Source organism: Kribbella sp. NPDC049584 (assembly GCF_040675555.1).
Taxonomy (GTDB): domain Bacteria; phylum Actinomycetota; class Actinomycetes; order Propionibacteriales; family Kribbellaceae; genus Kribbella.
Genome location: NZ_JBFAPF010000005.1, coordinates 101,732 through 120,933 on the forward strand (window position 1 = coordinate 101,732; position 19,202 = coordinate 120,933).

At 68.0% G+C, this 19,202-nt stretch carries 22 protein-coding genes and 1 other RNA gene; 16 read left to right on the top strand and 7 right to left on the bottom strand.

Translation table 11 applies throughout. The features are described 5' to 3' along the window. Positions 1-58 precede the first annotated feature (58 nt). From ftsE to AB0J62_RS19345, 11 genes are all read left to right on the top strand, one after another. The gene (gene ftsE, locus AB0J62_RS19295) at positions 59-748 is read left to right on the top strand and encodes a cell division ATP-binding protein FtsE (RefSeq protein WP_130444829.1); all 690 of its coding nucleotides are present in this window, start codon (positions 59-61) and stop codon (positions 746-748) included. Between the two features lie 19 nt (positions 749-767). After that, positions 768-1,679 carry a permease-like cell division protein FtsX gene (gene ftsX / locus AB0J62_RS19300; RefSeq protein WP_134104954.1) on the top strand — a complete coding sequence of 304 codons (912 nt, stop codon included), beginning with the start codon at positions 768-770 and terminating at the stop codon, positions 1,677-1,679. A gap of 84 nt (positions 1,680-1,763) precedes the next feature. Further along, on the top strand, positions 1,764-3,203 hold the full coding sequence (locus AB0J62_RS19305; RefSeq protein WP_134104953.1) for a M23 family metallopeptidase: 1,440 nt from the start codon (positions 1,764-1,766) through the stop codon (positions 3,201-3,203). A 21-nt stretch (positions 3,204-3,224) separates the two neighbouring features. Then, positions 3,225-3,698, top strand: a complete 474-nt coding sequence (smpB, locus tag AB0J62_RS19310; RefSeq protein WP_134104952.1) for an SsrA-binding protein SmpB — start codon at positions 3,225-3,227, stop codon at positions 3,696-3,698. Positions 3,699-3,771: 73 nt separating this feature from the next. Beyond that, a complete protein-coding gene (locus AB0J62_RS19315) occupies positions 3,772-4,332 on the top strand; it encodes a DUF1707 and DUF4870 domain-containing protein (RefSeq protein WP_363872309.1) in 561 nt (186 codons plus the stop codon). Positions 4,333-4,347: 15 nt separating this feature from the next. Then, positions 4,348-4,719 (top strand): YoaK family protein, encoded by a 372-nt coding sequence (locus tag AB0J62_RS19320; protein WP_363872312.1) that lies wholly within the window; start codon positions 4,348-4,350, stop codon positions 4,717-4,719. Further along, on the top strand, positions 4,659-5,015 hold the full coding sequence (locus AB0J62_RS19325) for a DUF1275 family protein (protein WP_363872315.1): 357 nt from the start codon (positions 4,659-4,661) through the stop codon (positions 5,013-5,015). The genes AB0J62_RS19320 and AB0J62_RS19325 overlap by 61 nt, the downstream gene beginning before the upstream one ends. A gap of 95 nt (positions 5,016-5,110) precedes the next feature. Next, positions 5,111-5,486, top strand: a transfer-messenger RNA (tmRNA) gene (ssrA, locus tag AB0J62_RS19330). Positions 5,487-5,644: 158 nt separating this feature from the next. Next, positions 5,645-6,508 (top strand): alpha/beta hydrolase, encoded by an 864-nt coding sequence (locus tag AB0J62_RS19335; protein WP_363872318.1) that lies wholly within the window; start codon positions 5,645-5,647, stop codon positions 6,506-6,508. A gap of 49 nt (positions 6,509-6,557) precedes the next feature. Next, positions 6,558-6,875: a metalloregulator ArsR/SmtB family transcription factor gene (locus AB0J62_RS19340; protein ID WP_130444849.1), complete on the top strand. Its 318-nt coding sequence runs from the start codon at positions 6,558-6,560 to the stop codon at positions 6,873-6,875. Continuing rightward, entirely contained in the window at positions 6,872-7,405 is a 534-nt protein-coding gene (locus AB0J62_RS19345) for an SRPBCC family protein (RefSeq protein WP_363872321.1), read from the top strand. Before AB0J62_RS19340 ends, AB0J62_RS19345 begins: the two co-directional genes overlap by 4 nt. Before the next feature lie 6 nt (positions 7,406-7,411). Here AB0J62_RS19345 and AB0J62_RS19350 read toward each other — a convergent pair whose 3' ends face one another. Beyond that, on the bottom strand, positions 7,412-8,194 hold the full coding sequence (locus AB0J62_RS19350) for an SDR family NAD(P)-dependent oxidoreductase (protein WP_363872324.1): 783 nt from the start codon (positions 8,192-8,194) through the stop codon (positions 7,412-7,414). Between the two features lie 91 nt (positions 8,195-8,285). Here AB0J62_RS19350 and AB0J62_RS19355 point away from each other — a divergent pair, with 91 nt between their 5' ends. Beyond that, positions 8,286-8,729: a MarR family winged helix-turn-helix transcriptional regulator gene (locus tag AB0J62_RS19355; protein ID WP_363872327.1), complete on the top strand. Its 444-nt coding sequence runs from the start codon at positions 8,286-8,288 to the stop codon at positions 8,727-8,729. Then, positions 8,713-8,949: a hypothetical protein gene (locus AB0J62_RS19360; protein ID WP_363872330.1), complete on the top strand. Its 237-nt coding sequence runs from the start codon at positions 8,713-8,715 to the stop codon at positions 8,947-8,949. Before AB0J62_RS19355 ends, AB0J62_RS19360 begins: the two co-directional genes overlap by 17 nt. Here the strand turns inward: AB0J62_RS19360 and AB0J62_RS19365 are convergent. Genes AB0J62_RS19365 through AB0J62_RS19375 form a run of 3 tightly spaced genes read right to left on the bottom strand, consistent with a single transcriptional unit; the run spans position 8,946 to position 12,523 of the window. Beyond that, a complete protein-coding gene (locus AB0J62_RS19365) occupies positions 8,946-10,136 on the bottom strand; it encodes an epoxide hydrolase family protein (protein WP_363872333.1) in 1,191 nt (396 codons plus the stop codon). The genes AB0J62_RS19360 and AB0J62_RS19365 overlap by 4 nt on opposite strands. Next, entirely contained in the window at positions 10,133-10,555 is a 423-nt protein-coding gene (locus tag AB0J62_RS19370; protein WP_363872336.1) for a MarR family transcriptional regulator, read from the bottom strand. The genes AB0J62_RS19365 and AB0J62_RS19370 overlap by 4 nt, the downstream gene beginning before the upstream one ends. A gap of 36 nt (positions 10,556-10,591) precedes the next feature. After that, a complete protein-coding gene (locus tag AB0J62_RS19375; protein WP_363872339.1) occupies positions 10,592-12,523 on the bottom strand; it encodes an FHA domain-containing protein in 1,932 nt (643 codons plus the stop codon). 473 nt (positions 12,524-12,996) lie between these two features. Here AB0J62_RS19375 and AB0J62_RS19380 point away from each other — a divergent pair, with 473 nt between their 5' ends. Further along, a complete protein-coding gene (locus tag AB0J62_RS19380) occupies positions 12,997-15,309 on the top strand; it encodes a M4 family metallopeptidase (RefSeq protein ID WP_363872342.1) in 2,313 nt (770 codons plus the stop codon). Positions 15,310-15,372: 63 nt separating this feature from the next. On the opposite strand, the gene AB0J62_RS19385 is transcribed toward AB0J62_RS19380, so the two are convergent. The 3 genes from AB0J62_RS19385 to AB0J62_RS19395 form a co-directional block, all read right to left on the bottom strand. Next, positions 15,373-16,551 (bottom strand): hypothetical protein, encoded by a 1,179-nt coding sequence (locus AB0J62_RS19385; RefSeq protein WP_363872345.1) that lies wholly within the window; start codon positions 16,549-16,551, stop codon positions 15,373-15,375. Between the two features lie 193 nt (positions 16,552-16,744). Further along, positions 16,745-17,443 carry a hypothetical protein gene (locus tag AB0J62_RS19390; RefSeq protein ID WP_363872348.1) on the bottom strand — a complete coding sequence of 233 codons (699 nt, stop codon included), beginning with the start codon at positions 17,441-17,443 and terminating at the stop codon, positions 16,745-16,747. After that, entirely contained in the window at positions 17,440-18,009 is a 570-nt protein-coding gene (locus AB0J62_RS19395; RefSeq protein ID WP_363872351.1) for a winged helix-turn-helix domain-containing protein, read from the bottom strand. The genes AB0J62_RS19390 and AB0J62_RS19395 overlap by 4 nt, the downstream gene beginning before the upstream one ends. A gap of 79 nt (positions 18,010-18,088) precedes the next feature. On the opposite strand from AB0J62_RS19395, the gene AB0J62_RS19400 reads away from it, so the two are divergent. Together AB0J62_RS19400 and AB0J62_RS19405 are read left to right on the top strand one after the other, a co-directional pair. Continuing rightward, the gene (locus tag AB0J62_RS19400) at positions 18,089-19,006 is read left to right on the top strand and encodes a nucleotidyltransferase domain-containing protein (protein WP_363872354.1); all 918 of its coding nucleotides are present in this window, start codon (positions 18,089-18,091) and stop codon (positions 19,004-19,006) included. Further along, the gene (locus AB0J62_RS19405; RefSeq protein ID WP_363872357.1) at positions 18,996-19,187 is read left to right on the top strand and encodes a hypothetical protein; all 192 of its coding nucleotides are present in this window, start codon (positions 18,996-18,998) and stop codon (positions 19,185-19,187) included. Before AB0J62_RS19400 ends, AB0J62_RS19405 begins: the two co-directional genes overlap by 11 nt. Positions 19,188-19,202: the final 15 nt, after the last annotated feature.

Genomic DNA, 19,202 nt, shown 5'->3' on the forward strand with positions numbered 1-19,202 from the left:
TGCCCTTCGTGGTTACCGTCGCACCGCTTCCTGTTCCCGACCACGGCCGGATGATCCCGTGATCCGCTTCGAGAATGTGTCCAAGACGTACGAGGGCCAGTCCAAGGCCGCTCTGCTGAACGTCAACGTCGAGATCGAAAAAGGCGAGTTCGTCTTCCTGGTCGGCACCTCCGGGTCCGGCAAGTCGACGTTCCTGCGCCTGGTACTGCGTGAGCACCGGACCACCCGCGGTCACATCATGGTCGCCGGCAAGGACCTGAACCGGCTGGCCAGCTGGCGGATCCCGCAGATGCGCCGCCAGATCGGGACCGTGTTCCAGGACTTCCGGCTGCTGCCGAACAAGACCGTCGCCGAGAACGTGGCGTTCGCGCTGCAGGTGATCGGCAAGCCCCGCTCGCACATCCGCAAGACCGTTCCCGAGGTGCTCGAGCTGGTCGGTCTCGACGGCAAGGAAGACCGGATGCCGGACGAGCTGTCCGGCGGTGAGCAGCAGCGGGTGGCGATCGCCCGCGCGTTCGTGAACCGGCCGATGATCCTGATCGCCGACGAGCCGACCGGAAACCTCGACCCGGGGACGTCGGTCGGCATCATGAAGCTGCTGGACCGGATCAACCGCACCGGCACGACCGTGGTGATGGCTACCCACGACGTGTCGATCGTCGACCAGATGCGCAAGCGCGTGATCGAGCTGGAGAACGGCCACGTCGTCCGCGACGAGTCGCGTGGCGTCTACGGCTACCAGCACTGACCAGGGGACTGACTGACTGATGCGCTTGAACTACATCCTCTCCGACCTCGGGATCGGCCTGAAGCGGAACATGTCGATGACGATCGCGGTCGTCGTCACCATCTGGGTCTCGCTGTCGCTGTTCGGCAGCGCGCTGCTCGCCCGCGAGCAGGTCGACCTGATGAAGGGGAACTGGTACGACAAGATCCAGATCTCGGTGTTCCTCTGCACCAAGGACTCCGGCGGCCGCGGGTGCAGCGGCACCGAGGTGACCCAGGAGCAGAAGAACCGGATCCAGCAGGTCATCCAGACCAACCCCGACACCGCGCCCGACGGCGTCTTCTCGGAGTCGAAGGCCGAGGCGTTCGAGTCGTTCAAGAAGCTGTACAAGGACTCGCCGATCGTCAGCACGGTCACCCAGGACCAGATGCAGGAGTCCTTCCGGGTCAAGCTGAAGGATCCACAGCGATATCAGAACCTGGTCAGCGCGGTCAGCGGCCTACCCGGCGTCGATACGGTCCAGGACCTCAGGCAGTACCTCGATCCGTTGTTCAAGGCACTCAACGGGTTGCAGGTCGGCGCGCTGATAGCCGCCGCACTGCTGCTGGTCGCGGCCCTGATGCAGATCTCCAACACGATCCGGCTGGCGGCGTACGCCCGGAGACGGGAGATAGGCATCATGCGCCTGGTGGGCGCCTCGAACTTCTATATCCAGCTGCCGTTCCTGCTGGAAGCGGTGCTGGCAGCCCTGGTGGGCGCGGTCTTTGCCTGTGGCACCTTGTGGGTCGGGGTGTACTTCGTTGTCATGCAGCGGGCCCAGGAGACGTTCCGGGTCTGGCAGTGGGTCGGCGCGACCGAAACCTTCCGCGCGACCCTGATCATGGTCGTGGTCGGCCTGATCCTGGCGGTCATCCCGACATTCCTGACGACGCGGAAATACCTCAAAGTCTGACCCGGGTGGCTTATCGTGCGTTAACAGGAGTAACAGCAGTCACTCCTGTCACGCACAACTGAACCCAGAGCAAGGGGTCGACCTGTGGTCCCGCACTTCCCCGGTGCGAACCCGCGTGAGCGGGGGAGCATCAAGCGAGACGACAGCACCGGCACCGCCACCACGCCGTACCCGCGATCACGCACGCGACCGCCGGGCCGGCAGACGGTGGTTGCCGCATGCTGCCTTGTCCTGTCCCTGTCCGCCGGAGTCCTGGCGGCGGTTCCGTCTGCACCGGCAGAGGCGAAACCGCCGGATCCAGCCGCCAAGAAGAAACAGCTCGACGCGCAGCTCGGCCAGCAGAAGGCCGATCTCGACGACGCGTCCGACCAGCTCGGCAAGTCCGTTGCCGCGTACAACCAAGCCGAGACGAAGTACCAGGCCGTCCAGGTCCGGTACGCCGCCGCGCAGGGCCAGCTGGCCGCTGCGAAGGCCGCCGATGCGGTTGCCGCGGGCAAGCTTGCCGCGGCCGAGGCGGCGCTGCGTACGGCGGTGTCCGACGTCGAGGCCGGCGAGAAGCTGATCGCGGAGAAGCGGGCCGTCGCCGGCCGCGCCGTCCGGTCGGCGTACCAGCAGCAGAACAGCCTGGTCGGGCTGTCGATCGCACTGCGCGGCGCCGCGCCCGCCGACATCGCCACCGGGATGCAGATCCAGCGGAACGTGTTCGGCATCCAGAGCAACGCGATCACCAACCTGAACAACGCGCAGGCGGAGCTCGCCAGTCGCCGGGTCAAGGTCGCGGCCGCGGAGAAGGCGTCCGAGGCCGCTCGGGCCGAGGCGGCGGCGACGGTCAGCCGGGTCACCGAGCTGACCAAGCAGGTCGCGGCCGACAAGGCCGAGGCGGCGGCTGTCGCGAAGGTCAAGCTGGTCGCGTTCAAGGCCGCCGAGAAGGAGAAGAACACCGAGCTGGCGCAGTACAACTCGTTGCTGCGGGAGCGGGCGCGGGTCGAGCAGCTGCTGATCGCGCGGGCCAAGGCCGAGAAGGCGGCGGCCGCACGCCGGAAGGCGGCAGCCGAGAAGGCTGAGCGCGAGAAGGCACGCAAGGAGCACCGGCCGCCGCGGAACATCCCGGATCCGGGCGGGTCGGGCGACGGACGGCTGAGCTACCCGGTGAGCAGCTACATCACCTCGCCGTACGGGATGCGGTTCCACCCGGTCCTGCACTACTGGAAGCTGCACGACGGCACTGACTTCCGCGCTCCCTGCGGTACGCCGGTGCGCGCCGCGGCCGACGGTGTGGTGACGGACAAGTACTACAACGGCGGTTACGGGAACCGGCTGTTCGTCTCACACGGAGTGATCGACGGCCGCTCCATCACGACCGTCTACAACCACCTGTCGAAGTACAAGGCCCATGTCGGCGAGCGGGTGCGCCGGGGCGAGATCATCGCCTGGTCCGGCACGACCGGCTACTCGACCGGCTGCCACCTGCACTTCATGGTCTACCAGGACGGGAACGTCGTTAATCCGATGAAGTGGCTCTGAGCGATCTGGGATACTGGTCGGATGGTGAAACAGACCGGCCAGCAGAAGCCGATCGCGCAGAACCGGAAGGCGCGACACGACTACCACATCGAGGACGTGGTGGAGGCCGGGCTGGTGCTGACGGGGACCGAGGTCAAGTCCCTCCGGCAGGGCCGGGCCTCCCTCGTCGACGCGTTCGCCGCCGTCCGCGGCAACGAGCTGTGGCTTCAGGGGATGCACATCCCGGAGTACAAGCACGGCACGTGGACCAACCACGAGCCACGCCGCGCCCGCAAGCTGCTGCTGCACAAGGACGAGGTGCAGAAGCTGATCCGGGCGGTGGAGCAGCAGGGTGTGTCGCTGATCCCGCTGTCGCTGTACTTCAAGGACGGCTACGCGAAGGTCGAGCTTGCGACGGGCCGAGGCAAGAAGGACTACGACAAACGCCACGCCCTGGCCGAACGCCAGGCCAACCGCGAAGCCCAGCGAGCCCTCTCCGACCGCCACCGCCGCTGACTGGGGTCCGCTCAGGGGTTGCTCCGGGCTGAACCCGATGGGGTGAATGGTCGCCTGCACGCAGAGTGGAAGCATGTCCACTTCAGACCTGCTGGTGACGCCGGCCCAACGGGACCGCGCAGTCGAGATCCTGAAAGAGATGTACGCCGACGGCCGGCTCGACCACATGGAGTTCGACCTCCGGCTCGAGAAGGCCCTGAAGGCCCGCACCCGCGCGGAGCTGAACAGCACGTTCGACGGCCTGGTCGCCCGGCCCGTCCCGACGTTCGCGCCGGCGGCCTTCACCCGCCCGGCGCCGATCCAGCGCTACCAGGGTGACGGGCGGGGGATGGGCACGGTCGCCCACTGGCTCGGCTACCCGACGTTCTTCGTCGGCCCGGCCATCATGGTCGCAACCACCGGCCAGAAGAATCCCGCCGTACGCCGCCACGCCGTCGAGGCGCTGAACTTCCAGCTGACCGCGTTCGGCGCGTTCGCCGCGCTCGGCATCCTCACCGGGTTCACCCACGGCTTCCTCGGGTTCCTGTTCCCCATCCTCGGCATCCTCTGGTTCATGCTGACCGGCATCGGCGGCCTGGCCACCGCTGCCACCGGCAAGTTCCGCTACCCGTTCACGCTCCGGCTGATCAAGTAGCTCTACGCTTTCTCCGTGGGCGTTCCGGTCGGGGTGCGGTGGGAGGTCGGGGCGTTCCTGGGACTGACCGCGGCGACGGGGCTGATCGACGCGGTGAGCTATCTGAAGCTCGGGCATACCTTCGTCGCGAACATGACGGGGAACGTGGTGTTCCTCGGGTTCGCGGCGGCGCCGGATTCGGGGTTCCGGTTCGGGCCGCCGTTGGTGGCGGTCGCGGGGTTCGTGCTGGGGTCGCTGGGCGGGGGACGGGCGGCCCGGGTCCTCGAGGCGCGACCCCGGCGGTGGTTGGGGATCGTCTTCGGCGCTCAGGCGGTTGTGCTGTGGATATGTGGGCTGCTGGTCGGTCTCGGCGTACTCGGGAGTCGGGCGGGACGTCGTACCTGCTGATCGCGGCGCTCGCAGCGTGTTTCGGCCTGCAGAACGCGACCGTTCGGCACGTGGCGCCGCGTGACATGACGACCACGGTGCTCACGCTGACGCTGACTGGACTGGCCGCGGACAGCGTGCTCGGGAGCGGACGCTCCGCCAGCCCGTACCGCCGACTGGGCTCGATCGCGGCGATGCTGGCCGGCGCCGCCGTCGGCGCGCTGCTGCTCCGATCGACCGTCGGCTGGGTGATCGCGCTCGCCGGCGCGGTCGTCGCTGTGGCCGCGGTGATCTTCCTGGTCGCACCCGCCGACTGACGGCCCGGGGAATGTCAGGTGCGGTCGGTCTGTTGGACTTGATAGTGTGGATCTTCCACCACCCTCCGGGGCGGTGGGAGTTTGACAACTCAACAGGGGGTGAACGGTTTCGACTTTGGACGTTGGTTCCAAGGGAAGCGGGCCGAGGATCCAGGGTTATCTCGTTAACGATCTCTGGAAACCAATAAGTGCCAATACATCGCGCACTAGCTACGCTCTCGCCGCCTGACGGCCGAGCACTAAAGTAGCGGTCAGCCCGGGGATGCTTCCGACCCGGTTCCTGGCCTCAGCTAGGAAGCTTGCTGTGTTAGCCCGGTCACGGGGTTAACACGGGACATTTACAGTGACTGAGCCTGTCAGCGACGTGTCTGTGAGAGCGCTGGGGCTGAGAAAAGCGACTAACAGACTGCGCCCGGAGAAGTCTTGAAACCCCGCCGAAGGACGCGGGTTCGATTCCCGCCACCTCCACCCCTTTGAGAACGCGCAGGTCAGACCCATCTGACCTGCGCGTTCTGCTGTCTGCGGCTGTCCGGCGGCGCGTGCCGGAAACCAATCTCGTGCCAGCGGGAAGTCAGGGGCGTGTCAGTGGTGTTGGGGATGGTAGGGGTGTGAATCAGGGAGGGGTGGGGATGGGACGTACCGAGGTGTGGCGGCGGTCGTGGGTGGGCGGGGTCGAGGTGTCCAGTACGGGCGCCGGGCCCGGCGTGGTCGTGATTCCGGGGAACAGTCGGCGGGCTCATCACTACGAGCGGCTCGCCCGCGGGTTGGCCGGGGTTCATACGGTGCATGTGGTTGAGCGGCGTGGGCATGGGGCGAGCGCGCCGCGCGGTACGGCGTACTCGGTGGAGACCGAGGCGGACGACGTGCTTGCCGTGATGCAACGCACGGGTGCCCGGGTGGTGTTCGGGCACAGCTATGGCGGGTTGATCGCGCTTCACGTGGGGCTGCGGGAGCCACTGGACGCGTTGATCGCGTATGAGCCGGGTGTGAGCATCGGCGGGTCGTTCGATGCGAGCTGGCTGGATGTGTTTGCGCAGCAGTTGCACGACAGGCGGCAGGTGGCCGCGATGGCGACGTTCCTCAAGGGCACCGATTTGTTGCCGTTCCGGGCCAGGCCGTTGCTATGGGCAATTTCCTTGCTGATGCTGCGTGGCTCGGGTGGGCGCGAGACGCGGGAGCTGATGCCGACGACGCCGGCCGAGATCGGCGAGGTCGCCCGGCTCGACTCCGACGGGAGCCGGTACGCCGGGATCACGTCGCGGACCCTTCTCCTCGGTGGTGAGAAGTCGCCCGCGTACCTGACCGGAGTACTCCCGAAGCTCGCGACGATCCTGCCCAGCGCGGAGTACACGATTCTTCCGGGCCTCGACCACAACGCCCCCGACCTCAACGCGCCGGACACGATCGCCCAGCAGATCCGCCTGCACCTGGTCCGCGGGGAGCGTCACGGGTACGTCGACCACGACCTCGAGGCATCACTCCACACCAGCTGACCTCTTATGTACCTTGACGGTTACGTACCCGAATGGTTACATACAAGCCATGGAAGCCGTACTGCGGGCTCTGGCCGATGACGGTCGACGGACGCTGGTCGAGGCGCTGGCCGCCGGTCCGGCGACAGCGGGTGAGTTGGCGGAGCTGTTGCCGATCGCGCGCCCCGGGGTCTCCCGGCATCTGAAGGTGTTGCGGGAGGCGGGGCTGGTGGACAGCCGGCAGGAGGCGCAGCGCCGGGTCTACAGCCTGCGGTCCGAGCCGCTGGCCGAGCTCGACGAATGGCTGGGGCGGTACCGCGCGCTCTGGGAGCAGCGGCTCGACGCCCTGCACACCGAGATCGCCAGGGGAAAGAGGAGCGACAAATGAGTGCAAGTCGGATTCTGGGCCGCCTCGCGGTGGCCGACGGCGCGGGCGTCGTCCGGATCGAGGACCGCTACGACACCGATATCGACGATCTCTGGTCGGCCGTCACCGAGCCGGACCGGGTGGCCCGGTGGTACGGGACGGTGGACGGCGATCTTCGCGTCGGCGGCGCCTTCACCCTGTACGTCGCATCCGCCGACCTGCACAGCACCGGACGCATCGACGTCTGCGAACCGCCACGGAGTCTGCGGGTCACAACCAGGGAGACCGACGAATCCGCGCAGCGAGGCAGCGGCCCGGCGCCGTTCGAGACAACGATCGAGGCCACGCTGACCCCGGACGGCGCGCAGACGATTCTGACCATTGAGGTGCGTGGCGTCCCCTTGGACAAGATCGAGTACTTCGGCACCGGCTGGCAGATCCACGTCGAGAACCTTGCGGCGTACCTCACCGGAAGCGGGTCCGACGGTACCGAGTCCCACTGGGCGGAGCTCGTCACTGCCTATCAAGCGATGTCAGCCGCTATCCGCTGAGAGGATTCAGCGCAACGCGGTCGCGATGAGTTCGTCCGACAGGCTGCGCAGACGCGCGCGGGCGTCGGCGTCGTACGCCTGCGCGTTGGCGCGCGACTCGCGGAGGCCGTTGAAGTATCGCCCGGTCGGCAGGTCCGGCGCCGTGATGAGTCGCATCGTGGCATCGGCGCCCTCGGCGACACTGCTGATCGGGCTCACGCCGCTCTCGGTCACCATCGTGGTCGCCATGAATGTTGCTGGGTGCAACGAATTGGCGAGGACCCCTTCGGACGCGAGGTCGATGGTGAACATGATCTGCGCCAGTTTGCTCCGCTGGTACGCCGAGAAGCCGTCCCAGCCGCGCTCCATCATCGGATCGTCGAAGTCGATCGGCTCCTGGCCGGCCGAGGCCACGTTCACGATCCGGCCCGACGACGCCAGCTGCGGCAGCAGGAGTCGCGTCAGCCGGTAACCGGCGAGATAGTTGACCGCGAACCGCAACTCGATGCCATCGGCACTCACCTCCCGCGCCCCGCCACGCGGCCCCGCGCCGATGCCCGCATTGTTGACAATGACATCGAGTTCACCGTCGATGCCTCCGGCAAGCTTGTCGACCTCGCGAAGGCTGGACAGGTCCGCCAGCAGGATCTCAGGCTCGGGTCCGCCTGCGCTGAGAATGTCGGCCTGGACCCGCTCCGCGCGCTCGGCGGACCGTCCGTGGATGAGGACGCGCGCTCCCGCCGTACCCAACCGAAGGGCGAGTTCGCGTCCCAGGCCGTCGGTAGCGCCGGTAATCAGAATCGTCTCCACACCTTCCACCGTACGTCAGCGGAGCTTGAGGGTGCCGAGGTGCTGATCCATCGGGATTGACGATGGATCCGGCGCGGTAGACAGTGCCAGTGTGAGCACGGCCGAACAGGACGCACAGGCGTTCGCCGACTTGTTCCGCGAGACGTATCTGCGGTTCCACCGCCGGGACGGTAAGCGGAGCGAAATGTCCGGTGCGAGTCGGGCCGTTCTGCAGCACCTCTCGCAGACCGGGCCGCTGACCGTCGGCGACATCGCGCTGCACCTGGACCGGGCGCAGTCGGTCGTCAGCGACATCGTGACCCAGCTCGAGTCCAAAGGTGTCCTGGAGCGTGAGTGCGATCCGCAGGACCGCCGCCGCACCCTGGTGTGGCTCTCGCCGCAGGGCTTCGACGTACTGCGCGCCGACCGCGACGTACTGAGCGTCACCGCGCTGGCCGAGTCGTTCGCGGCGTTCCCGCCCGCCGATCGCGCCGCGCTGCTCACCGCCCTATCCCAGCTGATCCGAACGGAGCCGAACCATGACCACCAGCTGTGAGAGCTGCAGTATGCCGATCGAGACCGGCCGGTACTGCGCCTACTGCGTCGATGCCGACGGCAACCTTCAGGACTTCGACACCCGATTCGCGTCGATGGTGTCATGGCAGGAACGCCGGCACCCGGGCGAACCGCGGGAAAAGCTCGAGGCCGACACCCTCGCCTACATGGCGACCATGCCGGCATGGCGCGATCACCCCCGCCTGGCCGGCCATCGCTAACGCAGGTAGCGGAACGTACGCCGGAGGTCGTCGGTCCACTCCGTTGGGAGCTCCCACGGAATGAAGTGGCCACCGTTCGGGTGGGCGGTGATGTTGACGTGGTTGTACCAGGCGGCGCGATCGCTGGCGAGGAAGTTGTCGACGCGCTCCTGTGGGGTGTGTACGCCGGGCGGGTCCTCATGGCCGACGAAGGTGATCCCGGTCGGCGCCTCGATCACCGGCGTACGGTCGTGGGAGGGCGTCCACGGGTAGCGGTTGTTGTTGGCGTACGTCCGGATCGAGGTGTCGATCGCGTTGCCTGCCCAGAAGATCGTCGCGTGCGTGAGCAGATCGTCGTCGGTGAACGCCTTCTCGCTCTCGGCCCACTTCTGCCAGCGTTCCAGGACCCAGGCGAGCATCCCAGCAGGTGAATCGGCGAGACCGAAGCCGAGGGTGCTCGGGTCCAGGACGTGAGTGGCGAGGTGCGAGGCGAAGCGGTGTTCGAGCTCGATGATCCGGGCGTGAATCTCCGGCGGCAGGCCGGCCGGGATCGGGTTGCCGCCGCTCAGGTCCCACCCGCGATCGCCGTTGAAGAACGAGAGCTTCAGCGCCGATCCGATGTGCATCCCGTACAGCTCGTCGGCGTACTTGTGCCCGAGCTGCCCCGTCACCAGCGCGCCGACGTCGCACCCGGCCGCGGCGTACTTCGGGTGTCCCAGCACCTCCGTCATGAGCGAGTGCCAGACATCGGCGATCTTCCAGAAGTTCATGTCCGGCCGCGTCGGCGTCGAGAACCCGAACCCGGGCAGCGACGGCACGATCACATCGAACGCATCGGCCGGATCGCCGCCGTACGACGCTGGGTCGGCGAGCGGATCGATCACTTTCGACCAGTGCCAGAACGTCCACGGCCAGCCGTGACTCAGGATCAACGGGATCGGATTCGGACCGACGCCCGGCTTGTGCATGAAATGCACGGGTACGTCGCCCACGTCGACCCGGTAGTGGTCGTAGGCGTTGATCTGGCGCTCGGCGGCGCGCCAGTCGTAGCCGTCGGCCCAGTACTCGACGAGCGGCTGCAAGCGGGTACGACGTACGCCGTAGAAGCCGTCGTCGTTGCCGGCGTCGCGGGGCCACTTCGTGGCACGGAGGCGCCGGCGGAGATCGTCGAGAACCTCGTCGGATACGTGGATGGGCGTTGGAATCATGGGGAATCCTTCGCAAGCTCGGTCAAGCGATGGAGTACGTCGACGGAGCCCGCGAGCACAGCACGCTCCTCGGGCGTCAACTGGTCGACGAGTGCGGTCAGTTTCGCGACCCGGTGCGCGTGCCGGGAGTGGACGATCTCCTGGCCCGCGCTGGTCAGCGAGATCAGGCTGGCCCGGCCGTCGCTCGGGTCGGGGCGGCGTTCGAGGAGACCGTCCTGCTCGAGCTTCGCGACCAGGCTCGTCAGGGCAGGCTGCTTCAGCTGCTCGGTCGGAAGGAGCTCGGTGAGGCGCAGCGGGCCGTTGCGGTCGAGCGTGTGCAGCACCGAGAGGGTCGAGAAGTTGAATCTCCGCACCGACGGCAGCCGGATGAAGATCGTGTTGAAGTCCTCGATGACAGTCGTCAGCCGATCGACATCCATGCCGACGACTATATCAATTTTCGATGTATGTTCAAGTCAGTTGCTGAGGGCAACAGGTACGGCGAACGCGGTCTCGCCGGATTTCAGCGTGAGGACGGCGGCGTCCGCGCTGTCCGGGAGCTTGCCCTTGAACGTGATCGTTCCGTGCACGGTGCCGCCGGTGGCCACCTTGCTCGGCCAGCTGCTGCGGCGGGTGTCGGCGCGCAGGGCCGTGCCGTCCGCCGCGGTGAACGTCGCGCCGGCGATCGGGATCGTCACCGGCTCCTTCGCGCCGTTGGCGAGCATCACCTCGACGCGGGTGAAATGGCTCGTGTACGTGACGTTCTCGACCGTGACGGTGACCGCGCCGGAGGGTTTCGCGACGGGTTTGACCAGCCGGTCCTCGCCGGACTCGTTGCCGGTCAGGTAGCCGCCGACGTACTCCGTGCCCGCGGTGAGCGCGAACCCGCCGACGCCGACGCCGACGAGTACGACGGCGATCGCGATCAGGATCGACACGTCCAGCCGCCCGGGACGGTGGTCCTTCGGTGCGGCCGCGTCGAGCAGGGCCAGCACCATCGACACCACCAGCGCGATCCCCGGCGGCACGAGCCAGCGCAGTTCGCCACCGGGTCCGTCGGCGAGGAACGTGACGATCAGGTTCACGACGAGCCCGACGACGATGATCCCCGCGCCGACGATCAGCACGCGAGGCAGCCGCACGGTCCCGACGGCATCGCCGCCCTCGAACCCCGCAGTACGTCGGTCCGCATCGGGCAGTCGCCCTGCGTCCGTACGCCGGTCTGCATCGGGCGACCGGCCCGCGTTCGCACGTCGGTCCGCGGTGGCGCGTCGGTCGACGCTCGTACGACGATCCGCGCCGGGCAGCCGTCGCTCCGCCGGCGCGCGGCTCGGTTCCGGCCAGTTGTCCGGCTGGTTCCAGTTCGGCTCCGCCTGCTCGACCCGCGCCGAGATCTCCGACGGCGTCCGAACCGGCTCCGGGTTGTCCGCGGACGGATAAGCCGCCCAACCAGTGTCACCCGGCCGCCCGGCCTCCACCTCAAACCCAGGCACAACCCCAGCAGGCCCATACGAGGCCTCATCCTCAGCCCTGTCCTCGCCCTCAGCGCCGTGCTGCGCCTGAGCCCCGTACTCCGCCTCAGCGCCATGCTCCGCCTGGGCCCCGTGCTCCGGCTGAGCCCCGTACTCGGCCTGAGCGCCGTGCTCCGCCTCGGCGCGGTACTCCGCCTCACCGCGGTACCCGGCTCGGTCGCCCTGGTACGCCAGTCCGCCGTATTCGCCACCGCCGACCGCCTGGTCAGCCCGGGGCTGCTCCGGATCGGCCTGGTACGCAGGCTCGTCGTACTGCTCGCCGCCGTCCATAGCCCCGTCGGCCGCCCACGGCTCCTCAGCAGGCGGGAACGCCCCACCCGGCGCGGGCCCCGCAGGTGTCGGAGGCGGAGTGGGCACAGCAGCTGCCGGTGGCGGGGGAGCCGGTTGGCCGAACCCAGCCGGCTGGGCAGCCGCTTCGCGTTCATCGGCGCCGGGATAGGCGTCCGGCTGTGCCCCCGCGGCGTACGCCTCATCTGGGCGGGCGGCTGCTTCGCGGTCGTCCGCGCCTGGATAAGCGGCCGGCTGAGGACCCGGCGCGTACGCCTCGCCCGGCTGGGCCGCCGCCCGCGTCGCCGGGTCCGGGATGGTGGATTTGTGGAAGGTGAGGACCGATCGGCCGATGTGGATGCGGTCGCCCGTGCTCAGACGGGTGGGCGCTGTGATGCGGTGGCCGTTGAGGCCGGTGCCGTTGCGGGACTCGTCGTGGAGGGTCCAGGTGGCGCCGTCGCGGGCCAGGCGGGCGTGGATGCGGGAGATCTGGTCGTCGGCCTGCAGCCGGATGTCGGCGTTGGAGGCGCGGCCGATGGTGATCGTGTCGGCCTCGGCCGGCAGCGTCCAGCGCTGCTCACCGAGCGACAGCACGAATTCGGTTTCCACTCACACCCCAGCCGGCGTCATCCTGATCGCGTTCCGTCGCGCCGCTGCCGGCGCGTCGCACCCCGCGGCAGCCAACCCGTCTGCGCGATTCTGCCATCCGCGTCCGCTCCGGACCACCGGCAGTCCCCCCAGCACCCTCCGCGACAGCCCCCTCACGCCCCGGCCCGAGGCCGCCCGACGGACGGCCTCCGGTTGTCACAAATCTCAGGATTCGGTCGCCTTTGTCAGCTGTTAGTAGCGATGACAACGCGGTCAGTTGTCCTCAGGGTGCCAACGGCACGGTAGCGCCTTGCCCGGGTGAGGTCGCGGACATAGTGTCCCCCCGCGCGATTCATCGGGGCCGGATGAAAAGGGGGAGCCCAGCAACAGGCCCGATGAGTAGGCCGGAGGTTCCAGGCGGAGTGGTGCACCGCCTGCAGTCCGGCGAGGCGCAACCCGCCCAAAGCACCGTATTCGCGAAGGGACCAATACCAATGGTCTTGTTCCAGCGTTCTCGAAAGCCTGCCATCGTCTTGGGGCTCACCGGCCTCGCGGCGGCAGCACTCGCCGGATTCGGTACGTCGGCCGCAGGGGCCGCGCCGAGTGCGGCACCCCCGCCCCGGCCCTCGCAGGCGCAGTCGAAGGCGTTCGCCGTCGATTCCGCGTCGTCGCTGGTCGCCGGCCGGCCGAGCGCACTGCACGCCTCGAAGGACGACAAGTTCACCGCGAAATCGGTGATCTCGGATCCGTCCGGCCTGCAGTACGTCCCGTACGAGCGTTCGTACAAGGGCCTCCCGGTCATCGGTGGTGACTTCGTCGTCGTCACCGACGCCAGGGGAGCCGTGAAATCCACCTCGGTCGCCCAGACCACCGCCGTACCCGACCTGTCGACGACGGCCAAGGTGACCGCCGCGGCCGCACTGAAGACCGCCACCAAGCAGCTGAAGAAGGTCGACTCCTCGACCGCGCCGACGCTCGCGGTCTACGCGCTCAACGGCACCCCGAAGCTCGCCTGGCAGTCCCGGGTCAGCGGCAGCAAGGGCAACGAGCCGTCGAGTCTGTCGGTGTACGTCGACGCGCAGAGCGGCAAGGTGCTCGGTACCCAGGAGCACGTGATGGCCGGCAACGGCACCGCGGCGTACAGCGGACCGAACCCGGTCCACCTGGACACCACGCTGTCCGGCAGCACGTACTCGATGAAGGACCCCAACACCACCAACCAGTCCTGCCAGGACGCGGCGAACAACACCACGTTCTCCGGCCCGGACGACAACTGGGGCAACGGGACGGCGTCCAACAAGGAGACCGGCTGCGTCGACGCGTTGTTCACCGCGCAGACCGAGCGGCACATGCTGACCGACTGGCTCGGCCGCAACGGCTTCGACGGCAACGGCGGCGGCTGGCCGATCCGCGTCGGGCTGAACGACGAGAACGCGTACTACGACGGCACGCAGGTGCAGGTCGGCCACAACACGGCCGGCGGCTGGATCGGCTCGATGGACGTCGTGGGTCACGAACTCGGCCACGGCATCGACGACCACACCCCGGGCGGCATCTCCGGCAGCGGCACCCAGGAGTTCGTCGCCGACACGTTCGGTGCGGCCACCGAGTTCTACAGCAACCAGGGCTCGGCCTACGACCCGCCGGACTTCTACGTCGGTGAAGAGGTCAACCTGGTCGGCAGCGGCCCGATCCGCAACATGTACAACCCGTCGGCGGTCGGCGACCCGAACTGCTACTCGAGCTCGATCCCGGGCTCCGAGGTGCACGCCGCGGCCGGTCCCGGCGACCACTGGTTCGTCCTGCTCTCCATCGGCAGCGGCGGCAACCCGAACGTGCCGACCTGCAACAGCTCGTCGGTGACCGGTCTGGGCATCCAGAAGGCCATCAAGATCATGTACAACGCGATGCTGATGAAGACCAGCAGCAGCTCGTACCTGAAGTACCGCACCTGGACCCTGACCGCGGCGAAGAACCTGTACCCGGGCAGCTGCACCGAGTTCAACACCGTCAAGGCGGCGTGGGACGCGGTCAGCGTTCCGGCTCAGTCCGGTGACCCGACCTGCACCGTCTCCGGCGGCGTCACGGTCAACAACCCGGGCAACAAGAGCGCCACGGTCGGCACCTCGATCGCGCCGTTCACGCTGACGGCCAGCGGCGGCACCGCGCCGTACACCTGGTCCGCCACCGGTCTGCCGGCCGGCATCACCATCGGTTCCTCCACGGGCACCGTCTCCGGTACGCCGACCACCGCCGGCACCTACAACGTGACCGCCACGGCCACCGCGAGTGCGGGTGGGTCCGGCAGCACGTCGTTCAGCATCACTGTCAGCCCAGTCGGTGGCGGCTGCTCCTCGCCCGGCCAGAAGCTCGGCAACGCGGGCTTCGAGACCGGTACGGCGGCACCGTGGTCGGCCTCGACCGGAGTGATCGACAACACCGCTTCCCAGCCCGCGCACAGCGGCACCTGGAAGGCGTGGCTCGACGGTTACGGCCAGACGCACACCGACACACTGAGCCAGTCGGTCACCATCCCGTCCGGCTGCGCGGCGACGCTCACCTTCTACCTGCACATCGATTCTGCGGAGACCACCACCACTACGCAGTACGACAAGCTCACGGTGAAGGCGGGCTCGACCACGCTGGCGACGTACTCGAACCTGAACAAGGCGAGCGGCTACTCGCTCAAGTCGTTCAACCTCTCGTCGTTCGCCGGCCAGACGGTGTCGATCAGCTTCACCGGCACCGAGGATGTCTCGCTCCAGACCTCGTTCGTCATCGACGACACGGGCCTGAACCTGAGCTGACCCCCTGAAAGGAACCCGGCCGCCGCACCTTCGGGGGTGCGGCGGCCGGCTCATGCCCGGGGCTCAGCCGAGTGACATCCGGGGCTCGCCGTTGACGAGGCCGGTGCCGGCGATGGTGCAGGTTCCGCCGCGGTTCTGGGTGTAGGTCTGGCGGACGCAGTTGCGGAGTGCGAGCTGGGCCCAGTAGTTCGGGTGCAGGGACTCCTGGATGAAGTAGTCCGAGCCGACCGTGGTGACGGTGCGGATCTGGTTGATCCACTCGGTCTTGTCGACGGCGGTGGGCTGGGTCCAGGAGGTCAGTCCGACTTCCTCGTACAGGCCGACCGTTTTCTCGCACAGGCGACGGCCGTTGAAGGCGGACTGGAGTTCGAGCAGGCGGGCGTTGCTGAGGCCGGACTGGCCGATCGCAGCGCGGACGGTGTTGTTGATGGTGACCAGCGCGGTCGCGTTGGCCCAGTCGGCGTCGGCGTTCCAGAAGCCGCAGCCGCCGGTGCTCTGCCGGGTGTAGCCGGACTGGCTGTACCGGAACCCGGTAGCCGACGGGATCGGGGACGGATACGTCTGTACGACGAGGTTCCACGCGGTGTCGCCGTATCCGGCGTTGCGCATCGCGGTGCGGACGTTCTGGAACGCGGTCGCGATTCTGGCGCGGACGGTGGTGATGTTGGCGGAGGCGAAGTTCGCGACGACGGAGGAGTCGTCCTTGCAGTAGTCGGGATCCCAGGACGGCGACAGCAGGAAGTCCTGTACGCACTGGGTGACGATCGACGCGAAGTTGAAGTCGTTGCCGCCGATCGAGACGACGACCTGCTTCACGTTGTGGCCGACGGCGAACTGCTGCAGCATCTTCGCCTGGCCCAGGTTGCCGGCGCCGTCGTCGTAGAAGTCGATCCCCGGCTTGAAGTAGTCGCCGGTGGCGGTCGTGGTCTTGGCGCCGGAGCAGGCCAGGTTCAGTCCGCCGACTCCGCCGCCGATGTACGCCTCCGCGGACAGGCTGCGGTGGCATCGCGGGATCTGCTCGGCGGTGTGGCTCGCATTGTCGTGATAGGCGTGAGCACCGAGCGCGTCGGCCGGTGCCTCGGAGTCGTTCGAGCTACCGGCCCAGCGGCCGGCCTCACCCGAGATGTAGGAGTCCCCAACGGTGACGACGTACGGCGTACCGGAGCCGGGACCGTCGGCGTGGGCCGGAGGAGCGACCAGGCCGAGCCCGGTCAGGGACAGTAGGAGGATTGCTGCGGACACTCGACGCCAAGCTGAGAAAACAGAGGGCGGGTTTCTCACCGGAAGGCCTCTCTCGCCGGAGTTCGGTGATCCCAGGACCCCCACCAGATCACCGTCGGCGTCAAGGTACTCCCGGGTAACCCCTCAGGGGTAGACCGAGCGTACTGACACGTTTGCGCCCTGTCACCACCGTGTCAGTTCGATCCGGGGCGGCTCAGCCGAGGAGGTTGAGTTCCTCCGGCCAGCGCTGCTGCCACCAGGCGCGCCAGCGGGCCTCGAGCTCGTCGCGGTCGACGTCGCCGTACACGGACAGGATCGCCATCGTGGCGCCGTCGGGCTTCTGCTCGCCCGGCGGGATGTGGCTGAGCACGAGCAGACCGTTGCCCCAGGCATCTACTGTCACGCCGACCTGATGCTCGCTGGTATACCAAATCTCGCCCTTGATGGGCTGACCAACGAGCTCCAGCTCGACGAGTGCGCCGGCCGGCTCCGCCGGGATGCCCAGCTCCGTGATCGGGGACACCGCGCCGGTGCCCGAGAAGAACAGCGTGTGCCGCGGCTCGCCCGGATGCCGCTCGACGGCGAAGCGCAGCTGGTGCAGGAAGGTGATCCAGCCTTCGGTCACGTCGTCGTAGTACGCCTCCCACTCGGGGTTCGCGCCGCGGGGCGCGCGGGTCAGCGTGACCCGGGATCCGCCCTCGATCGGCTCGACCTCGAAGCGGTCCCCGTGGCCGAGCGTCAGCGTCGTACCCTCCTCGGTCGTCTCGGTGAAGTAGATGAGGTCGATCTCCTCCTCCAGCCCACCTTGAGCGCCCTCGTACTCCCAGCCGTGCCAGTGCCGGATCTTCTCCTTGTTCCGCAGGGCGTCCCAGACTGCCTCGACCGGCGCCGCGACGGTGACCACGATCTTCATGACTCTCCTTCGGTACGGCGGGGTGCCGGGTGACCGCCCGCGATCAATCGGTACGGCCGTCCGCCTTCGCTGTCGAACTGCTCGACGACCTGCTGTACTGCCGCGGCCAACGCATCGGTGAACCGATGCACGTCGCCCGGCTCGGCGAACCGCACGTCGGCCTCGAGCGTGAAGGTCAGCAGCCGCTTTCCTTCGACGTCAGCCGCGTTCTGCATCCGCGCTACCTCGCGGACCGTGCCGGCGGCGACCTCGACCAGGTGCTCGGCGGCGTACTGGTCCTGGATCTGGGTGAATGCGTGGCCCATCACGCCTGGATCGACCACCAGGCCGGCCGATGCACGCAGGATCCGCTCGGTGAATCCGCGCCGTTGCCGCTCCTCGACGAGCTCGACCAGGCCGGCCTTCTCCAGCTCGCGCAGGTGGTAGTTCACCCGCTGCCGGGGCAGGTCGAGCGCGGCGGCCACCTGGGTCGCGGACGCCGGCTCACGCAGTAGCTCGAGCAGCTGCCGCCGGATCGGCGACAGCGCCAACCGCACCTTCTCCGGCTCCTCGACGTAGCGCAGCATGTGCCCAATCTCTAATTGACAGGAAAATTTGTCAAGAGATTGGAGCCTGGGGATCCTTCGATGCGGGAGCATGGGCGGCATGTCGGTGCGAGGGCCGCAGTTGCCGGTGGGGACGCAGGTGGTGATTCGGGTGGCTGCCCCTGATGACCAGGGCGGTACGGCGCAGCGTGGCGCGACCGGGCGGGTGGCCGGCATCACCGCGGACGGGCGGTACGCCGTGCGGCTCGTCGACGGGCGGCAGACGGTTGCGCGGCGCGACCAATTGAGTCTGCGGACGGTATATCAGGACGAGGCGATCCAACTCGAACTGCCGGACGGGGGTCGGCTGGTCCGCGAACACACGATCTATGCGGCGGTCGTCGGGTCGCGGGCGTTCGGTCTGGATACGGATGCTTCGGACACGGATACGCGCGGGGTGTACGTCGCGCCGACCGAGGCGTTCTGGTCGCTGGCCAAGCCGCCCACGCACGTGGACGGTCCGGAGCCGGAGTGGTTCTCGTGGGAGGTCGAGCGGTTCTGCGAGCTGGCCTTGAAGGCCAATCCGAACCTGCTCGAGGTCCTGCACTCGCCGCTGGTGGTACGCCAAACCCCACTCGGTGAAGAGCTGGTCGGACTGCGCCAGGCGTTCCTGTCGCAATTGGTGTACCAGACCTATTCGGGGTACGTGCTCAGCCAGTTCAAGAAGCTCGAGGCGGACTTCCGGCGGGACGGTTCGCCGAAATGGAAGCACGTGATGCACCTGATCCGGCTGCTCCTCGCCGCTCGCAGTCTGTTGCTGGAGGCAACATTGGTCGTCGACGTCGGACCGCATCGGGACCGGCTGCTGGCGGTCAAGCGTGGCGAGATCCCGTGGGACGAGGTCGAGCGCTGGCGGCTGTCACTGCACGAGGAGCTCGACAACGCGCTCCAGCAGACGGTGCTTCCGGCGACCCCGGATGTCGCGACGGTCGATGAGTGGCTGCGGTCCGTACGAAGGAGGAGTCTCGGTGACGCGTGACATGCGACAACTCGACTACGCCGAGCTGCGCACGATCATGGGCGAGCAGCCGTACCCACTGCTGTTCGCGACACCGGCCTATCTGCCCGAGCTGATGGTCGCCAAGGCCGAGGCTGAACATGCGCCGTTGGACGGCCCGTCGGGGGAGCGGTTGTCCGAGGATGTCACCCGGCTCAGCTGAGGTCGCCGCGCGCCG

Coding starts and splice junctions, on each gene's coding strand:
- ftsX (WP_134104954.1), top strand. CDS start 768: ATGCGCTTGAACTACATCCTCTCCGACCTCGGGATCGGCCTGAAGCGG.
- smpB (WP_134104952.1), top strand. CDS start 3,225: ATGGTGAAACAGACCGGCCAGCAGAAGCCGATCGCGCAGAACCGGAAG.
- AB0J62_RS19315 (WP_363872309.1), top strand. CDS start 3,772: ATGTCCACTTCAGACCTGCTGGTGACGCCGGCCCAACGGGACCGCGCA.
- AB0J62_RS19325 (WP_363872315.1), top strand. CDS start 4,659: ATGTGGGCTGCTGGTCGGTCTCGGCGTACTCGGGAGTCGGGCGGGACG.
- AB0J62_RS19335 (WP_363872318.1), top strand. CDS start 5,645: ATGGGACGTACCGAGGTGTGGCGGCGGTCGTGGGTGGGCGGGGTCGAG.
- AB0J62_RS19340 (WP_130444849.1), top strand. CDS start 6,558: ATGGAAGCCGTACTGCGGGCTCTGGCCGATGACGGTCGACGGACGCTG.
- AB0J62_RS19345 (WP_363872321.1), top strand. CDS start 6,872: ATGAGTGCAAGTCGGATTCTGGGCCGCCTCGCGGTGGCCGACGGCGCG.
- AB0J62_RS19360 (WP_363872330.1), top strand. CDS start 8,713: ATGACCACCAGCTGTGAGAGCTGCAGTATGCCGATCGAGACCGGCCGG.
- AB0J62_RS19365 (WP_363872333.1), bottom strand. CDS start 10,136: ATGATTCCAACGCCCATCCACGTATCCGACGAGGTTCTCGACGATCTC.
- AB0J62_RS19370 (WP_363872336.1), bottom strand. CDS start 10,555: ATGGATGTCGATCGGCTGACGACTGTCATCGAGGACTTCAACACGATC.
- AB0J62_RS19380 (WP_363872342.1), top strand. CDS start 12,997: ATGGTCTTGTTCCAGCGTTCTCGAAAGCCTGCCATCGTCTTGGGGCTC.
- AB0J62_RS19390 (WP_363872348.1), bottom strand. CDS start 17,443: ATGAAGATCGTGGTCACCGTCGCGGCGCCGGTCGAGGCAGTCTGGGAC.
- AB0J62_RS19395 (WP_363872351.1), bottom strand. CDS start 18,009: ATGCTGCGCTACGTCGAGGAGCCGGAGAAGGTGCGGTTGGCGCTGTCG.
- AB0J62_RS19400 (WP_363872354.1), top strand. CDS start 18,089: ATGTCGGTGCGAGGGCCGCAGTTGCCGGTGGGGACGCAGGTGGTGATT.